The 23,703-nt window shown below is 53.0% G+C and carries 25 protein-coding genes; 12 read left to right on the forward strand and 13 right to left on the reverse strand.

Annotated elements, in window-relative coordinates:
- The first annotated feature begins 3 nt into the window (after positions 1–3).
- From ACQG0S_RS00375 to ACQG0S_RS00400, 6 genes are all read left to right on the forward strand, one after another.
- Positions 4–2,100, forward strand: a complete 2,097-nt coding sequence (locus tag ACQG0S_RS00375) for a peptidase domain-containing ABC transporter (protein WP_048966528.1) — start codon at positions 4–6, stop codon at positions 2,098–2,100.
- Positions 2,097–2,846, forward strand: a complete 750-nt coding sequence (locus ACQG0S_RS00380) for a hypothetical protein (protein WP_048966529.1) — start codon at positions 2,097–2,099, stop codon at positions 2,844–2,846. The genes ACQG0S_RS00375 and ACQG0S_RS00380 overlap by 4 nt, the downstream gene beginning before the upstream one ends.
- A 99-nt stretch (positions 2,847–2,945) precedes the next feature.
- Positions 2,946–4,103, forward strand: coding sequence for an HlyD family secretion protein (locus tag ACQG0S_RS00385; protein WP_426749907.1), 1,158 nt, complete (start codon positions 2,946–2,948; stop codon positions 4,101–4,103).
- A gap of 89 nt (positions 4,104–4,192) precedes the next feature.
- Positions 4,193–4,972: an MBL fold metallo-hydrolase gene (locus ACQG0S_RS00390; protein ID WP_048966530.1), complete on the forward strand. Its 780-nt coding sequence runs from the start codon at positions 4,193–4,195 to the stop codon at positions 4,970–4,972.
- 25 nt (positions 4,973–4,997) lie between these two features.
- Entirely contained in the window at positions 4,998–5,984 is a 987-nt protein-coding gene (locus ACQG0S_RS00395) for a GlxA family transcriptional regulator (RefSeq protein WP_045621011.1), read from the forward strand.
- 123 nt (positions 5,985–6,107) lie between these two features.
- On the forward strand, positions 6,108–6,437 hold the full coding sequence (locus tag ACQG0S_RS00400) for a hypothetical protein (protein ID WP_045621012.1): 330 nt from the start codon (positions 6,108–6,110) through the stop codon (positions 6,435–6,437).
- On the opposite strand, the gene ACQG0S_RS00405 is transcribed toward ACQG0S_RS00400, so the two are convergent.
- The 5 genes from ACQG0S_RS00405 to ACQG0S_RS00425 form a co-directional block, all read right to left on the reverse strand.
- The gene (locus ACQG0S_RS00405) at positions 6,415–7,218 is read right to left on the reverse strand and encodes a DUF4225 domain-containing protein (protein ID WP_022646593.1); all 804 of its coding nucleotides are present in this window, start codon (positions 7,216–7,218) and stop codon (positions 6,415–6,417) included. The genes ACQG0S_RS00400 and ACQG0S_RS00405 overlap by 23 nt on opposite strands.
- A gap of 175 nt (positions 7,219–7,393) precedes the next feature.
- A complete protein-coding gene (locus ACQG0S_RS00410) occupies positions 7,394–8,482 on the reverse strand; it encodes an AAA family ATPase (protein ID WP_023305168.1) in 1,089 nt (362 codons plus the stop codon).
- 145 nt (positions 8,483–8,627) lie between these two features.
- Positions 8,628–9,587, reverse strand: a complete 960-nt coding sequence (locus ACQG0S_RS00415) for a YbgA family protein (RefSeq protein ID WP_032626626.1) — start codon at positions 9,585–9,587, stop codon at positions 8,628–8,630.
- A 102-nt stretch (positions 9,588–9,689) separates the two neighbouring features.
- The gene (uraH, locus tag ACQG0S_RS00420; protein WP_023298998.1) at positions 9,690–10,100 is read right to left on the reverse strand and encodes a hydroxyisourate hydrolase; all 411 of its coding nucleotides are present in this window, start codon (positions 10,098–10,100) and stop codon (positions 9,690–9,692) included.
- Positions 10,101–10,199: 99 nt separating this feature from the next.
- Entirely contained in the window at positions 10,200–10,925 is a 726-nt protein-coding gene (locus ACQG0S_RS00425) for a MerR family transcriptional regulator (RefSeq protein WP_022646597.1), read from the reverse strand.
- A gap of 117 nt (positions 10,926–11,042) precedes the next feature.
- On the opposite strand from ACQG0S_RS00425, the gene ACQG0S_RS00430 reads away from it, so the two are divergent.
- Positions 11,043–11,567, forward strand: a complete 525-nt coding sequence (locus ACQG0S_RS00430; protein WP_023305169.1) for a lipocalin family protein — start codon at positions 11,043–11,045, stop codon at positions 11,565–11,567.
- Position 11,568: 1 nt separating this feature from the next.
- On the opposite strand, the gene ACQG0S_RS00435 is transcribed toward ACQG0S_RS00430, so the two are convergent.
- The 6 genes from ACQG0S_RS00435 to ACQG0S_RS00460 are packed head-to-tail and all read right to left on the reverse strand — an operon-like array spanning position 11,569 to position 17,604.
- Positions 11,569–12,576 carry a fimbrial protein gene (locus ACQG0S_RS00435; RefSeq protein ID WP_022646599.1) on the reverse strand — a complete coding sequence of 336 codons (1,008 nt, stop codon included), beginning with the start codon at positions 12,574–12,576 and terminating at the stop codon, positions 11,569–11,571.
- Entirely contained in the window at positions 12,576–13,094 is a 519-nt protein-coding gene (locus tag ACQG0S_RS00440; protein ID WP_022646600.1) for a fimbrial protein, read from the reverse strand. The genes ACQG0S_RS00435 and ACQG0S_RS00440 overlap by 1 nt, the downstream gene beginning before the upstream one ends.
- Complete coding sequence (locus ACQG0S_RS00445; RefSeq protein WP_048966531.1) at positions 13,085–15,610, reverse strand: fimbria/pilus outer membrane usher protein; 2,526 nt, start codon at positions 15,608–15,610, stop codon at positions 13,085–13,087. The genes ACQG0S_RS00440 and ACQG0S_RS00445 overlap by 10 nt, the downstream gene beginning before the upstream one ends.
- Before the next feature lie 23 nt (positions 15,611–15,633).
- Positions 15,634–16,311: a fimbrial biogenesis chaperone gene (locus ACQG0S_RS00450; protein ID WP_022646602.1), complete on the reverse strand. Its 678-nt coding sequence runs from the start codon at positions 16,309–16,311 to the stop codon at positions 15,634–15,636.
- Between the two features lie 53 nt (positions 16,312–16,364).
- On the reverse strand, positions 16,365–16,949 hold the full coding sequence (locus ACQG0S_RS00455; RefSeq protein WP_023299002.1) for a fimbrial protein: 585 nt from the start codon (positions 16,947–16,949) through the stop codon (positions 16,365–16,367).
- Positions 16,950–17,001: 52 nt separating this feature from the next.
- Positions 17,002–17,604: a helix-turn-helix domain-containing protein gene (locus ACQG0S_RS00460; protein ID WP_022646604.1), complete on the reverse strand. Its 603-nt coding sequence runs from the start codon at positions 17,602–17,604 to the stop codon at positions 17,002–17,004.
- 834 nt (positions 17,605–18,438) lie between these two features.
- On the opposite strand from ACQG0S_RS00460, the gene ACQG0S_RS00465 reads away from it, so the two are divergent.
- The 3 genes from ACQG0S_RS00465 to ACQG0S_RS00475 all read left to right on the forward strand — a co-directional run bounded on the left by ACQG0S_RS00465 (position 18,439) and on the right by ACQG0S_RS00475 (position 20,832).
- On the forward strand, positions 18,439–19,227 hold the full coding sequence (locus ACQG0S_RS00465; protein WP_048966532.1) for a winged helix-turn-helix domain-containing protein: 789 nt from the start codon (positions 18,439–18,441) through the stop codon (positions 19,225–19,227).
- 1 nt (position 19,228) lies between these two features.
- Complete coding sequence (locus ACQG0S_RS00470; protein ID WP_063137888.1) at positions 19,229–19,708, forward strand: hypothetical protein; 480 nt, start codon at positions 19,229–19,231, stop codon at positions 19,706–19,708.
- A 242-nt stretch (positions 19,709–19,950) separates the two neighbouring features.
- Entirely contained in the window at positions 19,951–20,832 is an 882-nt protein-coding gene (locus ACQG0S_RS00475) for a GlxA family transcriptional regulator (RefSeq protein WP_032622044.1), read from the forward strand.
- A 64-nt stretch (positions 20,833–20,896) separates the two neighbouring features.
- On the opposite strand, the gene ACQG0S_RS00480 is transcribed toward ACQG0S_RS00475, so the two are convergent.
- Positions 20,897–21,196, reverse strand: coding sequence for a helix-turn-helix domain-containing protein (locus tag ACQG0S_RS00480; protein WP_023299004.1), 300 nt, complete (start codon positions 21,194–21,196; stop codon positions 20,897–20,899).
- Positions 21,197–21,319: 123 nt separating this feature from the next.
- A complete protein-coding gene (locus tag ACQG0S_RS00485) occupies positions 21,320–21,661 on the reverse strand; it encodes a SymE family type I addiction module toxin (protein ID WP_038415015.1) in 342 nt (113 codons plus the stop codon).
- Between the two features lie 136 nt (positions 21,662–21,797).
- On the opposite strand from ACQG0S_RS00485, the gene ACQG0S_RS00490 reads away from it, so the two are divergent.
- On the forward strand, positions 21,798–21,989 hold the full coding sequence (locus tag ACQG0S_RS00490) for a toxin-antitoxin system HicB family antitoxin (RefSeq protein ID WP_063137887.1): 192 nt from the start codon (positions 21,798–21,800) through the stop codon (positions 21,987–21,989).
- Between the two features lie 40 nt (positions 21,990–22,029).
- On the forward strand, positions 22,030–23,595 hold the full coding sequence (locus ACQG0S_RS00495; protein ID WP_048966534.1) for an SIR2 family protein: 1,566 nt from the start codon (positions 22,030–22,032) through the stop codon (positions 23,593–23,595).
- The last annotated feature ends 108 nt before the right edge of the window (positions 23,596–23,703 follow it).

A 23,703-nucleotide genomic window follows, 5' to 3' on the forward strand; every position in this document is an offset into this window, starting at 1 on the left:
ATTATGTTTTCGCTCTTTCAGTATAAAAAACAGGGTAAGACCCCTGTTATTCGCCAGCATGAATTTACCGAATGTGGACTGGCCTGCCTGGCGATGGTGTTGGGGCACTATGACCACCATGTCTCCGTCAGCCAGCTGCGCCGGGAGATTTCCGTTTCCGCCGATGCGGGAACCTCAATGGCGGAATTGTTGACCCTTGCCAGCGATAAAAATATGTCTGGCCGGGTGCTTAAAGGCGAAATCACTGAAATAGAAACGTCTGAGCTGCCGCTCATCGCCTTCTGGCGCGGCAACCATTTCGTGGTCATCGTGAAGATCGACAGCCGCAGCGTGACCGTTCACGACCCGGCCAGCGGCGTGCGTCGTTACCGCCTGAAAGAGGCGGAAAAACTGTTTTCCGGGTATGTGCTTGAGCTTAAGCCCACGCCGTGTTTCGAAAAGAAATCCCCGGATGAAAAGCTCACGCTTGGCCGGTTAGCCAATAAATCTCCGAGCCTGTTCCAGCGCCAGCTGCTGCTGTTTGTGCTCTGTATTTTTACTCTCATCACCATGCTGGCGAGCCCCACCTACGTGCAGCTGATTATGGATGAGGCCATTTCCCGCAGCGACAGCGATCTGGTGATCCTGCTCACCGCGATCTTCGCTATCGTCTTTATCTTTGAAGTCATCGGTAAATTCCTCAAGCAGCTGCTTGAGATCCTGATGCGTAACATTGCCTATGACGATTTAAGCCAGTCCGTGCGCCACTACATGCTGCGCACCCAGACCAGCTGGTTCCGCTCGCGCCCGCCGGGCATCGTGCTGGCTATTGAAAAATCGCTCCACGCCTGCGCGGAGTTCATCAGCAATGGTTACGTGCAAATTCTCTTTTCCAGCCTGATCGCCGTTACCAGCCTGCTGTTTATGCTGCTGTATAACGTCAAAATTGCGCTGCTGACGATGCTGCTGATGGGCGTGTTTTTCCTGATCCGCTTTTCGCTGATCGGCCCCTATCAACGCGCGGTGGATGACTCCATCGAGCGTACCGCCCAGTATGAATCTCTGCTGGTAGAGACACAGAAAGGGATCATTACGCTCAAGGCGAACAATATGGAGCAGGCCCGGGATGCGGTGATGGACAAATCCCAGCGCGAACACATCGCCGGGCTGATGCGTAAAGAGCGGCTGCTGGCCCGCTTTGACGTGGCTTCGCTGCTGGTGATCAATGCCGAGCAGCTGCTGGTGGTCTGCTTTGGCGCGTGGCTGATCCTGGAAGGGCAGATGAGCATCGGGATGCTGTACGCCTATATCAGCTATAAGCGCTATTTTTCCGATGCCATGGTGCAGGTGGCGCAGAAGCTGCTGGACAAAAATGCCCTTAAGGGGCCGCTGGATCGCGTGGGCGACCTGCTGTTTGCCCCCTCTGAAACCAGCCAGTTTGGGAAGCGGATTGTCACCTCGCCGGTCTGTCTGCAATTTGAGGATGTCTCATTTGCCTATCCGGGCCGGGAGGCCACGCTACAGCATATCAACATGACCCTGAAGCAGGGCGAAGAGGCGGTGATTGTGGGCCAGAGCGGGTCGGGAAAAACCACGCTGCTGCGTCTGATCTCCGGCATGCTGCTGTCATCGTCTGGCACGCTGCGGATCAATAAGATCCCCATTGAAGAGTGCGATCTTTCCTCGCTACGCCAGCACATCCGCATTGTCCATGCAGACGATATTCTCTTCACCGGCTCGATTCTGGACAACATCGCCTGCTTTGACAGCGCGCCGGATAAAGAGCAGGTCATCGCCGCGTGTCGGCTGGCGGAAGTGGACCACGTCGTCGCCCGTCTGCCGCACGGTTACGAAACGGAGATGCTGCCGGGGAACACCTTTTTCTCGGCCGGGGAGATGCAGCGTCTGGTCCTGGCGCGCGCCCTGTACAGCCAGCCTAAGCTACTGCTCTGCGACGAAGTGACGGCGAACCTGGATAAGACCACCGCGCAAAAGGTGCTGGCGAACCTGCGTAGCCTGGGGATTGGCCTGGTATTTGTTACCCACTCGCCGGACGTGGTGGGCTGTCAGGGGCGTCTCTATACCATGGAAAACGGCACCCTGCGGGAGAGTGCGCCATGATGTTTCTGCCGCGTCTCTATGCCCGACTCTGCGCGCGCCAGGCCGGACGCACCTTAATGGCAAACCGGATTGCGCAAAACTACAGCCAGTTTATGCCCTGCCCGGAGGCCGATGTGCCGGCTGATTTTCTGCATCAGAACGCCCATGAGCTGAGCGGGTTTAACTTCGTGGAACAGATTTTCCCGCCCGCGCTGTGGGCGCGCAACGTTCGCTTCGATCTGCATGCGTACATGGCGCAGTGGACGCAGGATCAGGGGTTTTACAGTTCGCCTCGCACCCTGCTTCTGGGCATGCGCTGGGCGGGCTTTGGCCTGATTATGGATGCGCTGCTCGCCACCGCGCCAGATGATGTGCGCTTTCAGTTTATTACCCGTCACCCTGCGCTGCACAAGCTGATGGCCGCACACGACGGACGGCGCGCCGGCTCGTTTTTCGCCCCTCAGCGCCTGGTGACGGTGCTGCTGATGGATGAACGCCTGCCGGATGCGCCGCTGTTCCCAATTCAGGCAGGCGATCGCAAGGCGTGGTTAACGGACGTCTCCACGCGGTTTTTATCCCGTTATGGCTACAGCGTCCGAACGCTGCTGCCGGTCTGTTCGCTGCACGCGGCAGAGTTTGGGCTGGAGAGCCAGGCGTATGCGCCAGAGGATTACCGTCTGGCCGCCGCCGACACGCTGAACGCGCTGCGCAAAACCCCCACGCTCTGGAGTGGATGGGACGATCTTTCAGTGATTTATCATGGATGACATATCGTGAAATTAAAAAACCGAAGCCGACAGCGTCGGGCGCTAATCCCGCACCACTTCTCAAAAAGCTATTAAATCAACGCGCCGCGGCTGAAAACCGTGCTGACGCTGTTCATCGCCTTTTTTCTCTGCCTGCTGGTCTTTGCGATTGCTTTCAACTTTTCGGAAACCACGCTGGCACGCGGGGTGCTGATCCCGGCGCAGGGCGATGTGGAGGTGCGCGCCAGAGAGTCCGGAACCCTTGTTGATTTTGCCGTCCGGCCCGGCCAGTACGTGAAGGAAAACGATCCGCTGTTCACCGTGTCGCAGGACTATGGCGGCAAGCAGGGCTCGGTGGTGCAGTTTGACCGCCAGCAGATGGAAGCGGAGAAAAAGCGCAGCGAGCAGCGCATCCAGGCCATTGAGGACTCGATTGCATCGTATCGCAAAAATCTGGCGCAGCAGCTGGCTCTCACTGACAAGCAGATCGCCGTTTCCCGCGATAAGGTGAAGAAGCTGCGCGCGCTGTTAAAAAACAGCACCGACACCTACGAGGCGTGGAAATCCGTCTCCGGGAAGGGCTATGTCTCCAAAGTGGATCTCGATAAAAGCCATAACGATGTGCTCAACGCCCAGCTCAACCTGACGCTGGAGGAGAGCACTATTCTTGAGCTTGAGGCGCGCAAAACCAGCCTGACCGACAGCACCCAGTCGCAAATTGACTCGCTGAGCGAAGAGCAGCTGTACGTGAAAAACCGCATCAGCGAAATCGATCGCAACCTGTCCAGCCGGGGGAGTTCCACCATGGCGATGCTGGCCCCTTCAGATGGCTACGTGGTGGCGATTAACTTCCCGCCAGGCCGGGCCATTACGCAAAACAGCGAGGTGGTGGTGGTGATCCGTAAAAATACCGCGGCGACGATGGAGGGGTACCTGTATGTTCCGGCAACGGGGGTGGGGCGCGTGGCGAAAGGCGATAAGGTTAAGCTGCGCTTCGACTCCTGGCCCGTGGACAAATACGGTTCCGTGGAGGCGACGCTGTCCGATTTCTATGAGGTAAACATTGATGCCCATTCGGCGCTGATCCCGCTCCAGGAAGGGCAGAACTACTACCTGGCTAAAGTGCGCGTCCCCTCCTGGTTTACCGACCCGGACAAGAAAAAGCGCATGCTGATGGGCGGGATGACGGTGAACGCCGATATCGTTATCGATCGTAAACCGCTTATCAATCTGCTGATTGCGCCGCTGGAAAGGGTACGCAAGCGGTTTATCGATTGACCCGATTTCATCGATCATCGCCCTTTAGCCCACATTCTTAACGGCACCCTGGGGCTATTCTCCTTCTCATACCAACCGGAGGATAGCCCATGAACATTACGCAAATTCGCAATGCCACCCAGCTGATCACTTACGCGGGAAAACGCTTTTTAATCGACCCAATGCTGGCGCCAAAAGGCGTTTATCCGGGTTTTCCCGGCACCGCGCGGGCCGATATTCGCAACCCGATGGTCGAGCTTCCCGTTGACGTTCAAACGCTGCTGGACACCGATGCGGTGATCGTCACCCATACCCATGACGATCACTGGGATCAGTATGCCGTTGAGCTGATCGCCAAACACAAGCCGATCTACGTGCAAAATGATAGCGATGCCGCGCTGCTGCGCGGACAGGGCTTTCACAACCTGACGGTCATGACCGACGAAACGACGTTCGGCGATATCCGGATTGCGAAAACTTATGGCGGCCAGCACGGCACTGACCGCGCTTACGCCGTGCCGGAGCTGGCAGAGCGTCTGGGTGAAGCCTGCGGCGTGGTCTTCCGTCATCCCGATGAGAAGACGCTTTATATCGCAGGGGATACCATCTGGCGCGACGCGGTTGCGGCCGATCTACAAAAGCATCAACCGGACGTTGTCGTGCTCAACGCTGGTTACGCCCACGTCATCGGGTTTGGGCCAATTATCATGGGAGAAGAAGATCTGCTTAACGTGCATTTCCTGCTGCCGCAGGCGAAAATCGTGGCGACCCATATGGAAGCTATCAACCACTGCCTGCTGACCCGCCGCGCGCTGCGCGAGTATGTTGACGCCAACGAGATAAGTGACGCGGTGAGCATTCCTCAGGACGGCGAAACCGTTATATTCTGAGTGTTAAAGGGGAAAGGAGAGACAGATGCCGCTTGTTAACGTTGCTATTGTCGCGGTGGACGGGTTTAGCCCGTTCCACTACTCCGTCCCCTGCATTCTGTTTGGCGATACGGTATCCGGGGAAAAGCGCTTTAACGTCACGATCTGCGCTGAAAAACCGGGATTCCTGACCTCGAAAGACGGTTTTGCCCTGCATGCGACGCAGGATTTTTCCGCGATCGCATCGGCTGAAATTGTGGTTGTACCCTACTGGCAGCACGTACTGGAGCGCCCGCCTCAGACGCTGCTCGACAGCCTGGTTAAGGCCAGAGACAACGGGGCGGAAATTGTTGGGCTGTGTCTGGGATCGTTTGTGCTGGGCTATGCCGGCATACTCAGCGGCAAACGGGCCGCCACCCACTGGGAGTTTGAACACCAGTTTCAGACGCTGTTTCCGGACGTTCGACTGGACATCAACGCGCTCTACGTGGACGACGGCAATGTGATCACCTCGGCAGGTACCGCCGCCGCGCTCGACTGCTGTTTGTATATCATCCGCCAGCGCTTTGGCAGCGTCGTCGCCAATCAGATTGCCCGCCGGATGATCGTTCCGCCGCACCGCGAGGGCGGGCAGGCGCAGTTTATTGCGCAGCCTGTGCCGAAAGATACCCGCGACGGGCGGATTAACTGTCTCATAGACTACCTTCAGCAGCACATTTCCGAGCCGCATAACCTGGATTCGCTGGCGGACGTGGTGTCGATGAGCCGACGCACGCTGACCCGCCATTTTATCAAGGCGACGGGCATGAGCGTTGCCGACTGGCTTACCGCCGAGCGACTGCGGCGCAGCCAGATCCTGCTGGAGTCCGGCAGTCTGCCAATCGAAAGCGTCGCTGAGCAGGTGGGGTTTTTATCAGCGGTGACGTATCGGCAGCAGTTTAAGGCGCGCTTTGGCGTCAGTCCGGCGGAGTGGCGTAAGACGTTTCGCGTTAAGCCGTTTGCAGCGAAAAATAATGCTGGCGAGATGGAATAAAAAGACGTGGGCGACTTCTTTGCCTTTAAAGCGGGCGGTAATGGGTATGCATCAGACGGGTTACAAGCACTTCTCTTCCGGTTAAGATAATCCACGTTACTTTCCAGAAGAAAAGGTAGTGGCATGAACAATATTGAAACGCAGTTACTTGAATCAGGTTTCACCGTAAAGGAATTAGCGTATCTGAACCGAAACATTAGCCGTTATGGTTCATCCCTGCTCGAGGTGGTGCTTGAGTTGGGCAAGCGTTTCATCATGGTACTGTGTATTACTGCGGCTGTGGCTCTGATTTTCCTGGCGCTTCTTTTTTTCGCTGAACATTACAATATTGTTTCCGGCGGTATTTCTCTTTTCATCGTATTGATTATTGCCTGGTTTTTTCAACCCCCAATCATTGCTTACAAAGCCTGGCGCTTCAGAAAGAAATACATTAGTTCTGGCCAGACGCATTAGAAATTAAATCAAACGAGACTTTTGCAGAGACACCCCAGCCGACAATTTTCATAGTGAGCGCTGCGCGATTCATTCCGTCGACTTTGCGGTAGAAATCCAGCGGGAGATAACGAAACAGACGCCATGATTCGGGTTTCCGGATGGCGCCAAATACCGTATAGACGCTTGCTGCCAGGCTTACGCTATTGAATACCCCAAGTGCTGATTCACGTTTAAATCCCATAAACTGAGCGATATCCATGACGCCATCTGCCAGCATACCTTCGGAGTTTGGTTGATGTTGAAGCGTTCTGTTAATTTCTTTTGAAATGGCATTTGCACCATCCATAACCAGAATCGCTCCTGCAAGCGCACCCACTGGATTCATTGTCATCATTGCACCAACACCTGCAACAATCTGTAACCCTGAAAGCACAACCTTAATCGATGAGATAACGTAACCGACGACTTTGTTATTTTCTTTAACCAGTTCAATCTGAGCAAAAAGCTGAGCAGTACGGGAGCGAAGCATTCTGCTTTGCTCAAGAAGACTTTCGTTCTCAGCCCGGATGTTTTTCAGGCATTCCATGCACTCTTCATCACTTCTGGCTGCCCGGGTAGCACTAAATTGTTGCATCACAAACTGCCGAATATCATCCATAAATTTAATCCGTGCGAGTCCGTCGCTGAGATGTTGCCCTCCGACAATATTCGCAGTATTGATGAGCTTGCGGGCTTCAAGATTTATCATTGTTTCAGCCCATGCGCGGGCGTTCTGACCAGGGAAAAGTACAATATCCATTTTAATTTTCTCATCTGATAACCAACGTTTACAGATTATCCTGGCATCAGAAACTGGCAACAATAAATTTGATAATCTGTCGCGAGCGCAGAATTCGCCGAAGGTATATACCGACGGAAATCATCTTCGTCGTTGATGGCGACCTTGAAAGTGGTGACTGCATAAAAGAAATGCATTACCCCAGCCGCTCCATCCGCGTCTCCCCCTCCATCATCGACAGCTGATACAGCGAAAACGATCGGTGCTTCTCAATCAACTGCGCCAGCTCCGGCGAGTGGCTGGTGAGCCAGATCTGCGAGTAGCGGCTGGCCTCGGCAATGAGGCTTGCCAGAGCGGGCAGCATCTGCGGATGCAGGCTGTTTTCCGGTTCGTTGAGGGCGATGAATGCGGGAGGGCGCGGGCTTAACAGCGCCACCGCCAGGCACAGAAAACGCAGCGTCCCGTCGGAGAACTCTGCCGGTTCCAGCGGCCTGCTCAGCCCCTCGCGCTGCATCATCATGCGGAAGCGCCCGCCGGTGTTGTCGCTGTAAAACACGCAGCCGGGGAAGGCCTGGTCGAGAATGCGCATCAGCAGCAGCTCGTCGCCAATTTCGACAATGGTCTGAAACGCGGCGGCCAGGTTCGCGCCGTCGCTGGCCAGCACCGGGGAACGAAAACCCACCTGCGGCGCACGGATCGCCGAGCCGGATGAGACGGAAAACTCATGATAAAAGCGCCAGTTACGCAGGGACTCGCGCATCTGCGACACTTCGGGATAGAGGTGCGGTTCGCCGAGCTGCCCGAACACCGACTCGTTCTCATACAGCGTACCGCTGTGGGTCACTTTTTCGTGATGCACGTTGTTCAGGAAAACCGCCTGATTCTTACGCTTCATCAGCTGTGACGACGGACGACGGTGCTGGCCGCTCAGCCAGATAGCTTCCTCTTTGATCACCGGATCGAGCTGAAACTGTGAGGGATAGGGCAGCTTTTCCACGAACCCGACCTGAAGCTCATATTCATAGGTTTCCGTTTCCACCGCCAGGTTCATGCGCCGCAGCTGATCGCTGCGGGTTTTGCCCGCCCAGAACACTTTCAAAATCCCCCCCTCGTTTGCCAGCGCCTGGGAGAATTGCCCCTGCGCCGCGCTGTGCATCAGGTAAATCGCTTTATAAATATTGGATTTTCCGGTGCCGTTGGGGCCGAACACGATGTTGAGCTGTTCCAGCTCAAGCGACATATCGCGAATTGAGCGGTAGTTCTGAATATGCAGATTTTTGATCATCGGGGTACTCCGCTGTGCATGCTTAACCTGTACAGAATTACAGTATTTTACGCTGAGCGCAAAAAAAAGACGACAGTGAGGGTGTCGTCTAAACGGGGTACAGCTTTGGGCCTCTGTGGGTCAATGGGCCTTCGCTTCTTTCTTATCAGGTAACGGCCAGACGCAGACCCAAATCATCAGGATAGGGATCAAAGTAGTTTTGCGTCATCAGGTACCGGTCAGGGTATTCAGCCAGATAATGCTTAAGCAGCGTCAGCGGCGCGAGGATCGGCAGCAGTCCGTCCCGGTAATGCAGGATCACATCACGCAGTTCTCCGCGCTGGCGGCTGTTCAGCTGGTTACGGAAATAGCCCTGAATGTGCATCAGCACGTTAGTGTGATTCTTCCGCGAAGCGGGTTTTTTAAGGATATTCATCAGTTTGTCGCGATAGGCCACGAAAAACGCGTCCAGATCGTCCCACTCATGCAGTGATGCCACAAACGGACCAATTTCACGGTAGCCTGCCTGATGGTGCGCCAGAAGCTGAAGCTTATAGCGGCTGTGAAAGTCCAGCAGGGCATGGCGCGTCAGGCCATTTTTACGCATTACGTTCAGTTCGTGGAGAGCAAAAACGCGCTCAACAAAGTTTTCCCGCAGTACCGGATCGTGCAGGCGACCGTCTTCTTCGACGGGCAGCCAGGGGAAAGTTTCAAGGAGGGCGGCGGTGAACAGCCCGACACCCTCCTTGCGGCCCCGGTTGCCGTTTTCGTCGTACAGCCGCACGCGCTCCATGCCGCAGCTAGGGGATTTTGCACAGACGATAAACCCTGACAGATCGCCGATTTTCGGCAGATAATCTGCCGTAAATGCGGCCATCTTCTGCGTGACGTCATCGTGCGGCGCTTTGCTGAATCGCATTTCTGTCTCGCCGCCAGTGGTCATCACCAGGCGCAGCGCCGGACGAGGCGTGGGCAGGCCGATAGCCATTTCAGGGCATACCGGGCGGAAAGCGACCCACTGCGCCAGCTCATCCATCACAAAGCCCATACGCTTATGTCCGCCGTCAAAGCGAACGGCGGAACCGGTCAAACATCCGCTAATACCCAGCACAGGTTTTGTTGTCATGATGTGCACCTCCCGATCTCATATCTAAAAGTTACACAACAATGTGAGTTTGTCCAAGTATTGGCGGGATTATTTTTTAATCGTCTTTAAAATCAAGGGCAATCAGCTGCCCTTGTAGGTTGAGTAACCGTACTGGCTGAGCAGAAGCGGGATGTGCAGTTTTTCATTGGTGCGGGTGACGGTGAACAGCACCGGCACTTCCGGGAAGAAGGAGTCCAGCTTTTTGCCGTGGAAGTAATCTGCGGTTTTGAAGGTCACTTTATAGACGCCTGGCGCCATATCCTGATCCTGCGGATAGAGCGATTTGATGCGCCCGTCGTGGTCAGTTTTACCGCTGGCAATCGGGGTCCACTTGTTCTGCTCCTGCTTTTCCAGCGTGACGGCCACATCCGCTGGCGGCATACCGGTTTGCTGGTCCAGAACGTGGACGCTCAGGGTGCCTGCCGGGGCGCTGAACGCGGCAGGGGCGAAAGCCATTGTAGCCAGCATCATCAGAGGGAGTGTCTTTTTCATCGTGTTTTCCTGTTGAGTTGTCGGTGACAGGAAAACGTTAGCACTCGCTGCGCGAAAAAATATTCAACTTTTCGTGAAGTTTGCCACAGCAGAAAATAATCAGAGGATAATTACCTCAAGGGAAACTTGCTGCTGCCACTGCGCAACCTGCTTTTTTCGCGCGGCGGTAAGTTTACCGCTGGTAACCAGCAGCCATTTGCGATCCGGAAAAATTTCCGGGGCCAGCGCGGCAGGGGGAACCGGCAGTATGTCGATGCGGTGGCCCTGGCCGGTGCGCGTCAGGGCTTCAAGCCAGATCTCACACGGGTCGTTCAGATGCCAGCCGCTGATGAGGATGTTATCGCCCGGCGCTTTTTTATCGCCCTCAAGGCAAAACGAGGTGTAGGCGATGAGGATGCCGTCGAGGATCTCACGCAGCGTCATGGCGGCGGCGACGTTGGCCGATATCTGGCTGCGCAACGGACGCAGCACGTTAGTGACCAGCTCTGGCCTTGGGTATTCGCGTCCGGCGTCGTAAATCATCTGACGCAGGGATTCAATTTTCCCCTCCTGCAACTTTTGCAGCATGGCCTGTTGCAGGGTTTGCCAGTTATTGGCGCGGCGCGGCACAGGACGTTCCAGCAGTGATTTTACCTGGCCGATGGGTACGCCTTTTTTAACCCAGTCGAGGATTTTCAGCGCCTGCTGAACGTCCTCATCGCTGTACAGGCGGTGACCGCCGTCCGTACGCTCGGGTTTGAGTAATCCATAGCGTCGCTGCCACGCCCGCAGCGTGGTGGCGGTGATGCCGCTGAGTCTGGCGAATTCGCCGATGGAGTAAGCCATGTCTGCATCCGAAGAGAAGGAGTAGTCTCAATATACTACGAATATTCCCCGACGGGATGAAGCGCCGCACGGGTGCGCTACACTTAACGTCCAACCGCGTAAATGAAAGGAGTTCTCATGAGGCTATGGCCTGTCGTTACCGGTGTCGCCATTGCGCTGACGCTGGTTGCCTGTAAATCTCCCACGCCGCCGAAAGGCGTGCAGCCCATTACCGGCTTTGATGCCAGCCGCTATCTCGGCAAATGGTATGAAGTCGCCCGACTGGAAAATCGCTTCGAGCGCGGTCTGGAACAGGTGACCGCGACGTACGGCAAGCGCAGCGATGGCGGTATCAGCGTACTGAATCGTGGCTATGATCCGGTGAAGAACAAGTGGAATGAGAGCGAAGGAAAGGCGTACTTTACCGGCGAACCGACTACGGCTGCGCTGAAGGTATCGTTCTTCGGCCCGTTCTACGGCGGCTATAACGTGATCAAGCTGGACGATAAGTACCAGTACGCGCTGGTCAGCGGCCCGAACCGCGACTACCTGTGGATTTTATCGCGCACCCCGACCATTCCGGATGCGGTAAAACAGGACTACCTGAATACCGCACGCGATCTGGGCTTCCGGGTCGATCAGCTGGTGTGGGTTAAACACTGACCTACTGATACGAAAACGTAATGCTCGCCAGGGCGTTAGCCGAGCCGGGGACCAGCTCTCCGGTTCGGATGTACTGCGCCTGGAACGGCAGCGACAGCGTTTGTGCTGCGCTGGTGGTCTGGATGAAAAACTGTCCCGTCGTGCCTGCGGCCGAGCTGTCTGGCCCCATCATCAGCGGCCCGGTACCGTTATAGAAAAACTGCACGCCAATGCCGGAGGCCGTGGAGTCCCCGGTCAGCGTCACGACCGACGAGGTATTTGACGGCGTGGTCTGATCGGTCATTACTGCGTTAACCGCCACGTTCTCATCGCAGGTCAGGCTGACGTTAAACGCCTCCGATGGCGAGGTACTGCCTACGCTGGGTAGCGTGTGAACATCAATGGTGCCCAGGTCGACGTTGGCGCTTTTCGTGCCTACCGTGCAGCCGCTTGCCGTCACCGTGATGGTGGTCGGGTTGATGATCACCTGTGCGGTTTTCACTTCGTTGTTATAGGCCGTCAGGATCGCCGCATTAATGGTGGGGGTCTGGTATACGCCGGATTTCAGCGGAACGCCGGTCTTGATAAACGTCACTTTTGCCGACCAGCCCAGTGTGGAGGCGTAACCGTTAGTCCCGTCGGCCGGATAACTCTGCGTAATGCCCGTCTGCATCGGGACATAGGTGGTGCCATTATAATCTTTAAGCCCAAGAATGAAGCCGATGCCGGGCACGCCCGTTTCAAATACCATGTAATTTGCACCATCAAGAATAACCGTGATGCCGGTGGCCGTTACGCTGCTGCTCGGCTCCAGCGTCCCTTTGGAGCAGGTAAAAACCAGGCCGCACCAGAACACTTCCGAGACGCTCGCAGTGGCGCTCCATTCAGAGCCGATCGTATTTCCGGGCACGATGGAATCTGCCGGGCCGGACCATGACATGGGTGTTGGCGAAAGGGTGATATCCGATGTCCAGGAGAGGGCAAGCGCCTGAGAGGTCATGAAAAACAGGCCTAAAAACAGTAAACGCATTATTGATACTCCGTCGTCCAGGTCGCCACTGCCGAAACGTCTCCGGCATTGACCGGCGCACCCGTGGCGGCCAGTCGCGCATAGAAGGTCATTTTTACGCTGTCATCCCCCGCCGCGCCGTAAGCAGTGGTTTGGGTGTCCAGCGGGATAAGTACGCTGTCTTTATCCAGAATCTGCACCGCCACGCCGGTCGCGCCGCCGTCAGCGACTTTCAGAAGCTGCGGGTTTTCGTCATCCGGTGTACCGCTGAAGCGGATTTTCACGCCAGCAAAGGTAGGGCCGCACGCTTCAAGGGTGAGCGTGAAGGGCGTTTTGATATTGCTGACTGCCCCCGCCTCGCTAAATTGCTTTACGCCGAGGGTGCCCAGCGGCACGTTTTGCTCCTTCGAATCTTCCGAGACAATACAGGTATTGCCGATCACGTTGCCGGTCACGGAAACCAGCACGTCATAGCCGTGTACGGGGACGGTGATGAACATCAGCAGGATCAGGGGGAGAAACCGGACGGTTACTGACATATGACCTCCTGGGAATACAGCCCGGTGCGGGCCTGATAATTTTTCGGGTTCAACGCATAGCGGATCGTGCAGCGCTGGGCGCTGTCGCGTCCCCATACGGCATGCAATGTTCCCTTCGCTGACAGGCCGGTCAGATACACGCTGCCGCCATCGCCGACGATACCGCTGGCGTTGTCATCCTCTGACGAGACCAGCGTGCCGAAGGGGAGCACGTCTTTAGCGTGACGCACGATAAACATCGCTTTTGCCCCCTGACGCGTGGTGAGGGTGGCGCGAACCAGTGCCCCGTCGGTGGGGATTTTATTGGCGATGGCGTTCTCAAGCTCCACGTCATTGCCCACGGTGGTGACATCCAGCGCAACCTGATTAACGCGATACGGCGTGGCGTACGGGATCACCGCATAGCCCAGGCTGTCGGTTTTGATGCCCCTGTGGTTGAGCACGGCGACATGGCTGGCGCCCGGGGCTTTCACCAGGATATTGGTGTTCCCGAGCGGCTGGCTCAGCGTCAGGCCATCCTCATGCAGCACCGCGCCGCCGCTCATCCCGTAGCTGAGGTTGCGGGAGTTACCGGCGTAGCTGTAGCCCAGGTTATAGTCTCCCCACGCGCCCTCGTATTGCAGCGCGGCATCGCCGCCGTAGTGCTGCTGCGCGCTGTAGCGCTGGTTGACGCTATAGAAAAGATTCTCCTGTCCCGGCAGATAACCACTGACACCGGTACTGGCGGTGGTGCCAGCGGGATCCGCATGGGTAGCGGTAAAACGGAGGCGGGTCGACAGCGCCGGGTTACCCAGCGGCACCGACAGGGACAACGCGAGGATATTGTCTTTCTTGTTGTCGTACAGGCTAGAGCTACGCTGGGCGCTGATGCCAAGCGACAGATTACGAAACGTTGCGTTCCACGCGAACTGCAAACTTTGCGTGGTTTTTGACGTATTCCAGTAGGTTTGTTGATCCCAGGACAGAGACAGCGCGCCGTATTCGCCCATCGGCTGCGACAACAGCAGCTGATTTTTTGCTTTACGCGACATATGCAGGTTGTAAACCGTGTCGTAGTGAGTGGTGACGGTGCCATCGTCTTCCACGGTCTGTTCTGGCGCTCCGCCCGCCATGCCTTTGTAAGTGGTATCGCTGAGGGTATAAAACCCTGCCGTTGAGTAACGCAGCGAGAAGAAATTGACCCGCGTACCGATATCGTCCAGCAGCTTGCTGTACCGCAGGCGTACCGAATCCCCGGTGTAGTGCTGATTATCAGCCAGCTGGCTGCGGGCATGGGTGAGGTCGAGGGAGTAGGCGCCAAAGCGGCCGAGATTCTGCCCGATACCGAAGGCCAGGCCGTTGTAGCGATCGGAAAACTGCGCCCCGCCATAAAACGTGAGGCCGTATCGCCAGCCCAGGAACAGCTCGCCCTGCGCGAAGGAGGGCGAGATCTGATTGCCCGCAGGGCGGTATTTCCCGGCCCCCAGAGCATATTTGACCTGACCGTTACGCACCAGATTCGGCACGCTGGCAAAGGGCAGGGTGTATTGCGTCTGGCTGCCGTCGCTCTCCTGAATGGTGACCGCGAGATCGCCGCCGGAAGAGGTCGGATAGAGATCTTTCAGCACAAACGCCCCCGGCGGAACCGAGGTTTGATAGATAACGTTACCGTTCTGGCGAACCGTCACCGTGGCATTGCTGCGCGCAATGCCGCGCACTTCAGGCGCGTAACCGCTCAGGCTGGCGGGCAACATATTGTCATCGGTCTTCAGGGCAATCCCACGCAGGCCAACGGCGTCAAACACCTGCGATGAGGTGAACGTTTCACCGGCATAAACCTGGGCACGCAGGGCGCGGATATCCCGCTGTAGCCAGGTCTGGACGTGGGTGAGCTCGTTACTCTCTTTGGTCCACGTGGTGAAATCACGCAGCCGCCATGCGCCCAGGTTGGCGCCGCTGTTCAGGCTCACAAACAGCTGTTGTTCCCGCGTGCGCGTCTCGCCCCGGTAGTCATTATTCGCGCCATTGACCACATAGTTCAGCCACGCGGCAGGGATGCCGGATTCCCAGCTCTCCGGGCTGACGTACCCGCGCGGCAGAGCGCGCATCGCGCTTTGCGGTACGGTGAAGTTGAGGGTAAGCGTCCTCTGGTCAAAATCAAACCGGGTATCGGCGAACGACCGGGTTAAAAAAATGCAGCGCTGCGCAGGCGACAGCTCACCCCCTTTCGCCTGACGGCTGTCAATGCCAAGTGCGGCGAATTGCGCAGGTGTAAGGCACGGCAGGGCTTCACCGGCGGTGTTTTCAGCGACGCGAAACGTGACGTTACCTGTGAACGCGAACTGGGTGTTGATATACACGTTAAGATTGTACTCGCCCGGCGGCAACGCGCTCCCGGCGTTGACCCAGGCGAGGTCGGCGCTGTTTGCCTGTTCGCCGTTGAGAAACGCAGGATTAAAGTGCAGCTCGCTTTCGGCAGCCACGGCTTGCCGAATCACCAGGGCGATCGCCGTGGCGCACAGGATTTTAATTTTCATGTGGTCACGCCTTACTGTTTTTATTATTGGGACAATGACGTGCGGGTAACGGGCGTCCAGGCCCCATAATCGTTAATCGTCTGGTAGCTCATGCTGCTCGCATGGCTGAAGGTGTCTGCCAGCGTCACGCTGGCTTTCGGCGGCACCATGACGGGCGACACCGGCCTGCCATCAATTTTCAGGTTAATGGTGGTGAGGTAATACGGCGTTGGGTTGGTCAGCGTGACCTTGCCCGCGCGGTAGGCGCCGGCAAGGTTTTTCCATGCCTCTCCTGCGCCTTCCCGAAGCGACTCAGGGCGATAAAAGACCTTGATGCGGTTGGCAGAGGCGAATTGCAGCGAATTGCCGGAACCGTTTTTAACCTGCTGTGGGATAGCTTTGACCGTCATCCAGTACAGCGTTTCGCGATCGGCTGGCAGTGCGTTGCCGCTGAACATGATTTTCACCGCGCTTTCGCTGGCGGGCTTCATGACGTACAGCGGCGGCGTGATGACGAAGTCGTTGGTACGGCTCCCTTTCTCGTCTTCCATCCATGACTGGATCAGGAACGTGGCATCAGGGTGGGTATTTCTTACCTGCATCATCGTCTGCGTCGTCGCGCCTGCGTAGACCAGCCGCGTTGCACCCAACCCCACGCCGCCTGCATACACGGCGGATGAACATAACGTGCCAGCCAGACAAATCCATGTGTTTACGCGCATTGTGCGTCTCCTGAAAGCTGAGTCAGACCCGGCCAGCAGACCGGGCCTGAAGATTACGAATAGGTCACGGTGTAGGTTGCGACCGCGCTGGCATCACCCGCCGTGGCGTTGCCCAGTGGGGAGTAATATTTCGCGCTGAAGTTCAGGGTGTTCGCCCCCGCACGCAGGGGGATCGCTGCTGCCGGCTCACCCAGCCTGACGACGTTGCCCTGTTCATCATAAAGACGGATAGCGACATGCTGCGCCGAGCCCGCGCCGCCGTTTACTCCCGCAGCCAGGCTATTCACATCGGTACTGTCCGGCGTACCGGTGAAGGTGATAGCCACGGTCGTTGCGGCAATGGGGTTATCTTCCGTGGACGCTGAGGTATCGGCGATTTCGCAATCCTCCAGCGTGATGGAGAAGGCTTTTGCGGTACTGGCTTCACTGCCTGCGGCAGCCAGCGTGGCGGTACGCACTTCACCCATGTCGACGTCGATATTCGCGCTACCGGCGCTGATGGCACAGGCGGAGGTCACCACTTTACCGCTAAAGTTAACCGTGCCGCCGCTGGTGGTGGCGGCCAGTGCTGAGCCCGCTGGCAGCAGGGCGGCAATGCTTAATGCCAGCAGAGAATGGCAAGTAAGGCGTGCTTTCATTTCATGGTTCCTTGGTTTTTTTATTACGAGATTTGCTCTGAAAGCGGCAGGTCTAACTGGTTAAAAAGACCAGCAAATCTGTCTTATTCCTGAGCCCGAGTTTTCTTATCGCTGAGCTTTTTAAAGCGCTCACGCGGCGATAAGAAAGTTTCTCCAGTTCTGCGATGTAACGTATATCCAGTCCGTTCCTGAGTTCCTTTAATACCCTCCTTTCTCCAGGCGTCAGCGATAACGCCGCTGGCTGCTTTTGGGGCCGATAATGGCTATCGACCATTTTTGCTAGCTTTATCCGCCACTGATAAACCGTGTTCTGTAGCGAGATATAGGCATCAATATCTTCCCTGGCCCATAACAGGGAATGGGCAGAGGTTGAGTACAGGCAGATAATCACCTCAGGATGCGTGGCTTTGATTTTTTTTAAATATTTCAGTGAGCCATACCCTGTATGGTATTTCTCTGCGCCGGATATAAATAAGATATCGATACGAATCGATGAGAGCGCCTTATCCAGTTCCTGATAACCTCCTTCGATGATAATGATGTGTAGGTCATCGCGGATGCTGCGTAATAACGTTTTAATGCCGTTTCTTGCATAATGATCGCCGCCCATCAATGCAACAGTAATATGCTGTGTTATTTGGTTATTGTTCGTCATGTTATTCCTCGATTTATAATAGTAATCAGGCGAATTATTTATAAGGGTATCGCCAGTATTCTCGAAGCAATGACGTATTGCATAGTGTAGGCCTACTATACGTCGGCCAATAAAGAGGTAATCTGAATTAATCTAAAATTGTATTAATTACTGAGATCGAGACCGGTTACGACGCTTCCCTCTGATTGGTTTTATTCCGCTTCGCTTTCTGTAAATTATGATAGCCGCTATTTTTAATGAAAATTTAGCTTTGATAAATGTTTTGTAAGGAGTTTGTCGTCTGGTGTCAGTGCGGGTGTGAAGTTGCTGACGGGGAATAACAATTTACGAATGTTATCATCGATAAAAACTGATAGAGAGGTGGGTGAAAAGCATACAAAAACCATGTAACTTATTGATATTTGTCAGGTTGAGAAAACTTAAGGCTTAAGAGTGCTGAATATTTCAGACACGTATGTCCGTGGCGTACAATATTTTTTTATGTAGATATTTGTCAATGTCAAGAGGCGAGGAGTGCGCCAAAAGGAGAGGCTCTGATAAAAGAGATGCTGTCGATAGTCAGATACTTCTGTGGCGCGGAAATTCACTTCACAAAACATCATAATGAGGATGATCGCGGATGAATCGGCTCTGCAAGCCGCATTCTACAAGGGTTGAGTTCTTATGCAGGTTCAGTGAAGCTTAAGGGATGAAATATAAATTAAGATTTTTCGCCAATGGCGAAGATATACAGCATGCCGTTAATCAGTCACATTAATCCCGACGCGAATGTCATCACATACATGCGGTGACTCAGGTTCAACATCTGTTAACCGGAGAATTCATACTGCCCCTATGCATAAGCATTACATTATAAATAATATCGTCGAATTTCATCCTGCGGCCAGCACGTTACGTGATATCAACAATCCTGACCGTATGGTTGTGTTAAATTCGCCAGCAGGCCGATGCCTGTTGTTATTAATCGACAGAGCGGGGTCGATTGTCACTCAGCAAGAGTTCCTTGATATTGTCTGGCAAAGCCGCGGCATGCTTGTCTCCTCCAATACCTATTACCAGAACATCTCCATTCTGCGCAAAGGGCTCAAAAAGATTGGTTTTGAAACTGACCCTATCGTTACCATTCCCCGTATTGGGCTGACGCTGGCAAGCGACACGCAAATAACCGTCAGAGAGCCTTCGCCTGTCGCGCCTCAACCCGCAGAGGGAGAATGTGTGGAGGCGCCAGCGATCGAGGAGGTATCAACATCTTCCGCGCCAGCAGCGCCCGTTGCCAGGAAGCCCACGCGCTGGCTGGCTGTCGTCATGGGGCTATTGGTCATCCTGGCCGGGGCAGGCGTGACGGGATATATGAGCGCCACAGAAAACCGGTTTGTTGAGGATTACCGTTTTGCGGCATCCGTCGGGGCCTGTCGCGTTTATCTTGCGAACGACATTCAGACCCACGCTGAACGCGCTTCCGCGCTGACCTATGTGGAACAATTCAAGGCTGAATGCGCGCAATATCCCTGGGTTTACATCAGCTGGTACGCTCTGCTTCCTCGTGCGTCGGTTATTCGCTGCGACCGGCCAATGAAAGAACCGAACCGCTGTATATCTGATTATTTCCTGAAGGATAGCTAGCATGACTCGTTTTCGGCAGATGCTGTATATCATCGTGACGGGCCTCGTCACGGCAGGCGTGCTGACGGGCTATTACCTGTGGCACCGAACTTACGTTCAGCCTTTTTCATGCCAGGCTAATCTGGTACAGCACCATCCGGATGAGACGCTGACGGTCTGGCTGAATTACACCTTCGACGGGAAATTCGGCACCCTGAGCATGAATGGCCGGGCAAAGAGCGATCCGGGTAAAACCATCGACAGGAAAATTTCCTTTCGGGTGGAGAGAAAAGATCGCCTCTATTTGCTGACGTCAGAAAAAAATATGACTTTCCCGGACGATAATGTCGAAGACAGCTGGCTGGAAAAATATGAACCGCAATTTTTTGTCTATCCGGGCAAGAGTATTTATATGCGTATCAATGAACAACATAATGGTAACTATATCTTTACCTTAGGAACATTACCGACATATGTGTGTCGTGGTTCAAAAAAAGAATGATGTAAACGAGAAAAGCATTATATTTTCCTCCCGTCTCATTTATGCTTGATTTAAAATATCAGGATTATCTTAGAAATATAAAGTGCGACAGATCATGTTGCGATAATGTAATTAATTTTAAATTTGGCAAGTAAATGAAAAGTGTATTTGACTCCTCCGATGGGGGGAAATCAGTACCGGAAAAGTGTCTGCATATTGGGTTGATATTATGGCCCCGTTATTCACTTCTGGCGGTATCTGGATTGCTGGAAGCGCTGCGTTATGCAGCGAAAGCTCAGGATAAATTAGCATTTAAAATCAGCCTGATAAGTGAATTTCCTGATATCCCGATTATCAGCAATGCGGGGATTATCATGAGGCCGGATTCTCCCCATGGGCCGCCGGACAGTTTTAACTACCTTGCTGTTATCGGCGGTGAATTGCAGTATCTGGACTTAGGGTATCAGGGGGATAAAGCGTATCTGGCACATGCCCACCATGCCGGGGTTCCGCTCATTGGCATTGGCACCGGCAGTTTTGTCCTCGCACAGGAAGGATTGCTGAATGAACGACGAGCGTCCATCCATCCTTTCCACCTTGATGCATTTCGGCAGGCTTTCCCGCTGGTTTATGCTGAGCAAGGGTATGATTTCATCGACGATGGTGATGTGCTGACCTGCCCGGGCGGTATTTCCACCCTGACGCTGGCAACTGAGCTTATCCGCGCCCATGCCGGGGATGATATCGCCAGCACCACCTGTCAGCGTTTGTCGCTCGTTCCGCATGAAATTGCTACCCCGCGTCCGGCTAATTTTGCGCTTATCCCTGACTCGCGGTTGCGCCGCGCCGTCATGCTGATTGAACAGTTCCTGACCCGGCCGCTCACTACCGCCGGGCTTGCGCGAGAAGTGGCATTGAGTGAACGCCAGCTCAACCGTCTGTTCCACGCAGAATTCGGCAAAACGGCCCGCGAATTTATCCGCAGCGCCAGACTGCGCTATGCTTGCTGGCTGCTGAAGAACTCGCAGCAAAGCGTGACGGATATTGCGCAGCGGATGGGATTCAGCGACTGCGCGCACTTTATTCGTCATTTTCAGACGGAGTATGGTTGTACGCCTGGGGTATGGCGCACTTCGCAGAATTAATTTTCTGAGGTGGATGTAAAATGCGGCTTATATAGTTGCGCCATCAACTACAGATACAATCGCGCTAGAGATGAAACGCAACCTGCTTGCCAGTGGGTAGTTCCACGTTAATGCTAAGTTTTCCGCCCATCGCTTCGATGTAACGCTTAAGCGTAGCAATCTTCAGATCGTTTCCACGCTGCTCCAGCTGTGTTACCGCAGGTTGACTTACGCCCATAAGATCGGCGACATGTTTTTGCGAAAGCTGGAGCTCTTCACGCAGAAGTTGCAGACCGGTTTCGAGGAACATTTCCTCTGCCATCTCCTGAATGCGCTGTTGGCTTTCCGGTGAGCGTGACGCAATCACTTCATTTAAGGTTTTCACTTGGCTGCCTCGCTGGCAGTTGTTCGATAAAACCGAACAACTGCATTTTCGACCCGTTAACCCTTATCAGAAATACTTCATAAGGGTAATGTCTGTAAGCTCGTAGTATGCCAGAAATAGTCGCTACGCCAGGTGGTTTGTATTTGATTTTGCGAGGTGCTTTCCAGGAAGCTGTGTTTGAATCGCTGCAAGCGCGTCTTCTATCTCGGTGAGCTTTGCCTTCGTCCTTTTATAGTCGTCCTGCAACCTCTGCTCCTGCTCGTTATACGCCACCAGAACGATGCATCCTTTCATGACCTTTACTGTGACCTGCTGTCCGGTATCAAAACCCGCCGCGCGCAGCCACTTTCCGGAAAGGATTATTCTCGGCGTAGATTTGTCGTAAACATTCGGGCGGTATCCCACAATTAACGAATGCTCGGTTCCGGATTGGTCGGTATCTGGGGTAGAATGCGAATCAGCCATAATCAACTCCTTGATAGTTGGTGAGGTTAGCTCTCGTCCGGTATTGCGAGTACCTGGCGAGGGCATTTCAATTTGAGGTTTTCGTATGCTAAGGTACGTACCTCAGTGAAGATATCTTGCTCTTGTAGGTACGTACATGTCAACAGCTAAACGCGACCCTAACAAATCTAAATCCGGAAAAGCACCGACTTTCCAGATTCGTATTACGCCGGAGTTGAAGGCTCAGTTTGAGGCGGCTGCGAAAGCTGAAGGAATGAGTTTGGGTAATTGGTTGAAAACTTTAGGTCGTGATGAGCTGAAACGCAAAGGTATAATCCCTGTGAAGTAATGCCTATTTTGATAACCTAATAATTTATTTGGATTATGAAATGAATAATCTAGAGCTTAAGACACAATTAACAGCAATTTTTAAGTCGCGTAATGCAGGTCCGTTTTTATTTATAGGATCAGGTTTTTCTAGGAGATATCTTGGATTATGTGATTGGAAATCCCTTCTAGAAAAATATTGCATTTATGGTAAACCGTTCGAATATTATTTGGCTACCGGTGACTCTACTTATCCAACTGCCGCAAGACTTATTGCAGAAGACTTTAATCAAGAATGGTGGCAGGATGCTCGTTTTGCAAGTAGTAGGGAAAAGTTCCATAAGAAGGTAGTTGATAAAACATCCGCACTACGTTTTGAAATTTGTGAATTTTTAACAAATGCACTCGATGTTTCTCTTACTGAAAGTAATTATTACAATGAAATAAAATTGTTATCAAATTTAAATGTTGATGGAATAATTACGACAAACTGGGACTGTTTTTTAGAACAGCTTTTTCCAGATTACAAGGTTTATACAGGACAAAATGAGTTGTTATTCTCAAATCCTCAGTCAATAGCTGAGATTTATAAAATACACGGAAGCGCCCATAAGCCAAAATCACTAATTATGACCGATACTGATTACCATGAGTTTAATTTGAAAAATCCGTATCTTGCAGCGAAGTTAATAACTATTTTTGTTGAGCATCCTGTGGTTTTTATAGGATATTCACTGTCGGATAAAAATATTACGTCCTTGCTTAGCGCTATATCAACATGTATTGGCCCACAAAATGTGGAACAATTGCAGCATAATCTAATATTTGTTGAAAGAGATGAGGGCTTAACTGATTGCTCCATATCAAACACTTATACATCAATTGATGGTGTTCAAATCCCAATAACATTAATAAGGACGGATGACTTCATTCCGATATTTGAATCAATTGATGAAAATAAAAGAAAAATTCCAGCGCGAATTTTGAGATATTGTAAGGAACAGCTTTACAATTTAGTTCAATCTAATGAGCCTGAAAAAAAGATTTGTGTTGTAGATATAGATGAAGTCGAAAAACATGCTGACGTTGAATTTATAGTCGGAGTGGGGGTTGCCGAAGCAAAGAGAAAAGAAATTGAAGTTGGGAATTGTGGTTATACTCAAATTAGCAGCATAGACTTATTTGATGACTTGCTGCATGATAATAAAAGCTATGATCCAAATGGTATTATTGGAAGTGTAATTCCATCAGCGGGTAGATATAGTCCAAATATTGTAGTGTTTAAATATCTTTCCAGTATTGGAATCAAAAATCAAAAAGAATATATAGATTCTGGCTTACCTTTAGATAAATGGGTGAATCGGACAGCTATTAATTATCAATCTTCAAATTATTTGAGGACTTTTGTTAAGAAATTTAAAGATAAAGATACTTTATATATTATTAACCATTCGACACCGGAGTCGGCCGCGATTTATCTCCCTTTCCTTTGGGATAAATTAGAGTTGGATGTAGTGAAGGATTTCCTCGTTCAACATCAAGAGAAACTTAATAATGAAAACTCAAGCTATTCAAGTTATTTTAGGAAGTTAGCATGTTTATACGATAGGCTTACTCATGGTTGGTAGATGAGCATTTTTGGCGGAGATCACAGGAGTTCTGCTTTTCATATAAAACATTGTATTTATTGATTTTTATATATTTAACTACCATTTGTTATACACATTGCTATACAC

It is taken from the genome of Enterobacter cloacae complex sp. 418I7 (assembly GCF_050030705.1).
GTDB classification, from domain to species: Bacteria; Pseudomonadota; Gammaproteobacteria; order Enterobacterales; family Enterobacteriaceae; genus Enterobacter; species Enterobacter intestinihominis.

What these genes read in the sequence shown, in the direction of transcription:
- ACQG0S_RS00375 (WP_048966528.1), top strand. Translation starts at nt 4, where the DNA reads ATGTTTTCGCTCTTTCAGTATAAAAAACAGGGTAAGACCCCTGTTATT.
- ACQG0S_RS00380 (WP_048966529.1), top strand. Translation starts at nt 2,097, where the DNA reads ATGATGTTTCTGCCGCGTCTCTATGCCCGACTCTGCGCGCGCCAGGCC.
- ACQG0S_RS00390 (WP_048966530.1), top strand. Translation starts at nt 4,193, where the DNA reads ATGAACATTACGCAAATTCGCAATGCCACCCAGCTGATCACTTACGCG.
- ACQG0S_RS00395 (WP_045621011.1), top strand. Translation starts at nt 4,998, where the DNA reads ATGCCGCTTGTTAACGTTGCTATTGTCGCGGTGGACGGGTTTAGCCCG.
- ACQG0S_RS00400 (WP_045621012.1), top strand. Translation starts at nt 6,108, where the DNA reads ATGAACAATATTGAAACGCAGTTACTTGAATCAGGTTTCACCGTAAAG.
- ACQG0S_RS00405 (WP_022646593.1), bottom strand. Translation starts at nt 7,218, where the DNA reads ATGGATATTGTACTTTTCCCTGGTCAGAACGCCCGCGCATGGGCTGAA.
- ACQG0S_RS00410 (WP_023305168.1), bottom strand. Translation starts at nt 8,482, where the DNA reads ATGATCAAAAATCTGCATATTCAGAACTACCGCTCAATTCGCGATATG.
- ACQG0S_RS00415 (WP_032626626.1), bottom strand. Translation starts at nt 9,587, where the DNA reads ATGACAACAAAACCTGTGCTGGGTATTAGCGGATGTTTGACCGGTTCC.
- uraH (WP_023298998.1), bottom strand. Translation starts at nt 10,100, where the DNA reads ATGAAAAAGACACTCCCTCTGATGATGCTGGCTACAATGGCTTTCGCC.
- ACQG0S_RS00425 (WP_022646597.1), bottom strand. Translation starts at nt 10,925, where the DNA reads ATGGCTTACTCCATCGGCGAATTCGCCAGACTCAGCGGCATCACCGCC.
- ACQG0S_RS00430 (WP_023305169.1), top strand. Translation starts at nt 11,043, where the DNA reads ATGAGGCTATGGCCTGTCGTTACCGGTGTCGCCATTGCGCTGACGCTG.
- ACQG0S_RS00435 (WP_022646599.1), bottom strand. Translation starts at nt 12,576, where the DNA reads ATGCGTTTACTGTTTTTAGGCCTGTTTTTCATGACCTCTCAGGCGCTT.
- ACQG0S_RS00440 (WP_022646600.1), bottom strand. Translation starts at nt 13,094, where the DNA reads ATGTCAGTAACCGTCCGGTTTCTCCCCCTGATCCTGCTGATGTTCATC.
- ACQG0S_RS00445 (WP_048966531.1), bottom strand. Translation starts at nt 15,610, where the DNA reads ATGAAAATTAAAATCCTGTGCGCCACGGCGATCGCCCTGGTGATTCGG.
- ACQG0S_RS00450 (WP_022646602.1), bottom strand. Translation starts at nt 16,311, where the DNA reads ATGCGCGTAAACACATGGATTTGTCTGGCTGGCACGTTATGTTCATCC.
- ACQG0S_RS00455 (WP_023299002.1), bottom strand. Translation starts at nt 16,949, where the DNA reads ATGAAAGCACGCCTTACTTGCCATTCTCTGCTGGCATTAAGCATTGCC.
- ACQG0S_RS00460 (WP_022646604.1), bottom strand. Translation starts at nt 17,604, where the DNA reads ATGACGAACAATAACCAAATAACACAGCATATTACTGTTGCATTGATG.
- ACQG0S_RS00465 (WP_048966532.1), top strand. Translation starts at nt 18,439, where the DNA reads ATGCATAAGCATTACATTATAAATAATATCGTCGAATTTCATCCTGCG.
- ACQG0S_RS00470 (WP_063137888.1), top strand. Translation starts at nt 19,229, where the DNA reads ATGACTCGTTTTCGGCAGATGCTGTATATCATCGTGACGGGCCTCGTC.
- ACQG0S_RS00485 (WP_038415015.1), bottom strand. Translation starts at nt 21,661, where the DNA reads ATGGCTGATTCGCATTCTACCCCAGATACCGACCAATCCGGAACCGAG.
- ACQG0S_RS00490 (WP_063137887.1), top strand. Translation starts at nt 21,798, where the DNA reads ATGTCAACAGCTAAACGCGACCCTAACAAATCTAAATCCGGAAAAGCA.
- ACQG0S_RS00495 (WP_048966534.1), top strand. Translation starts at nt 22,030, where the DNA reads ATGAATAATCTAGAGCTTAAGACACAATTAACAGCAATTTTTAAGTCG.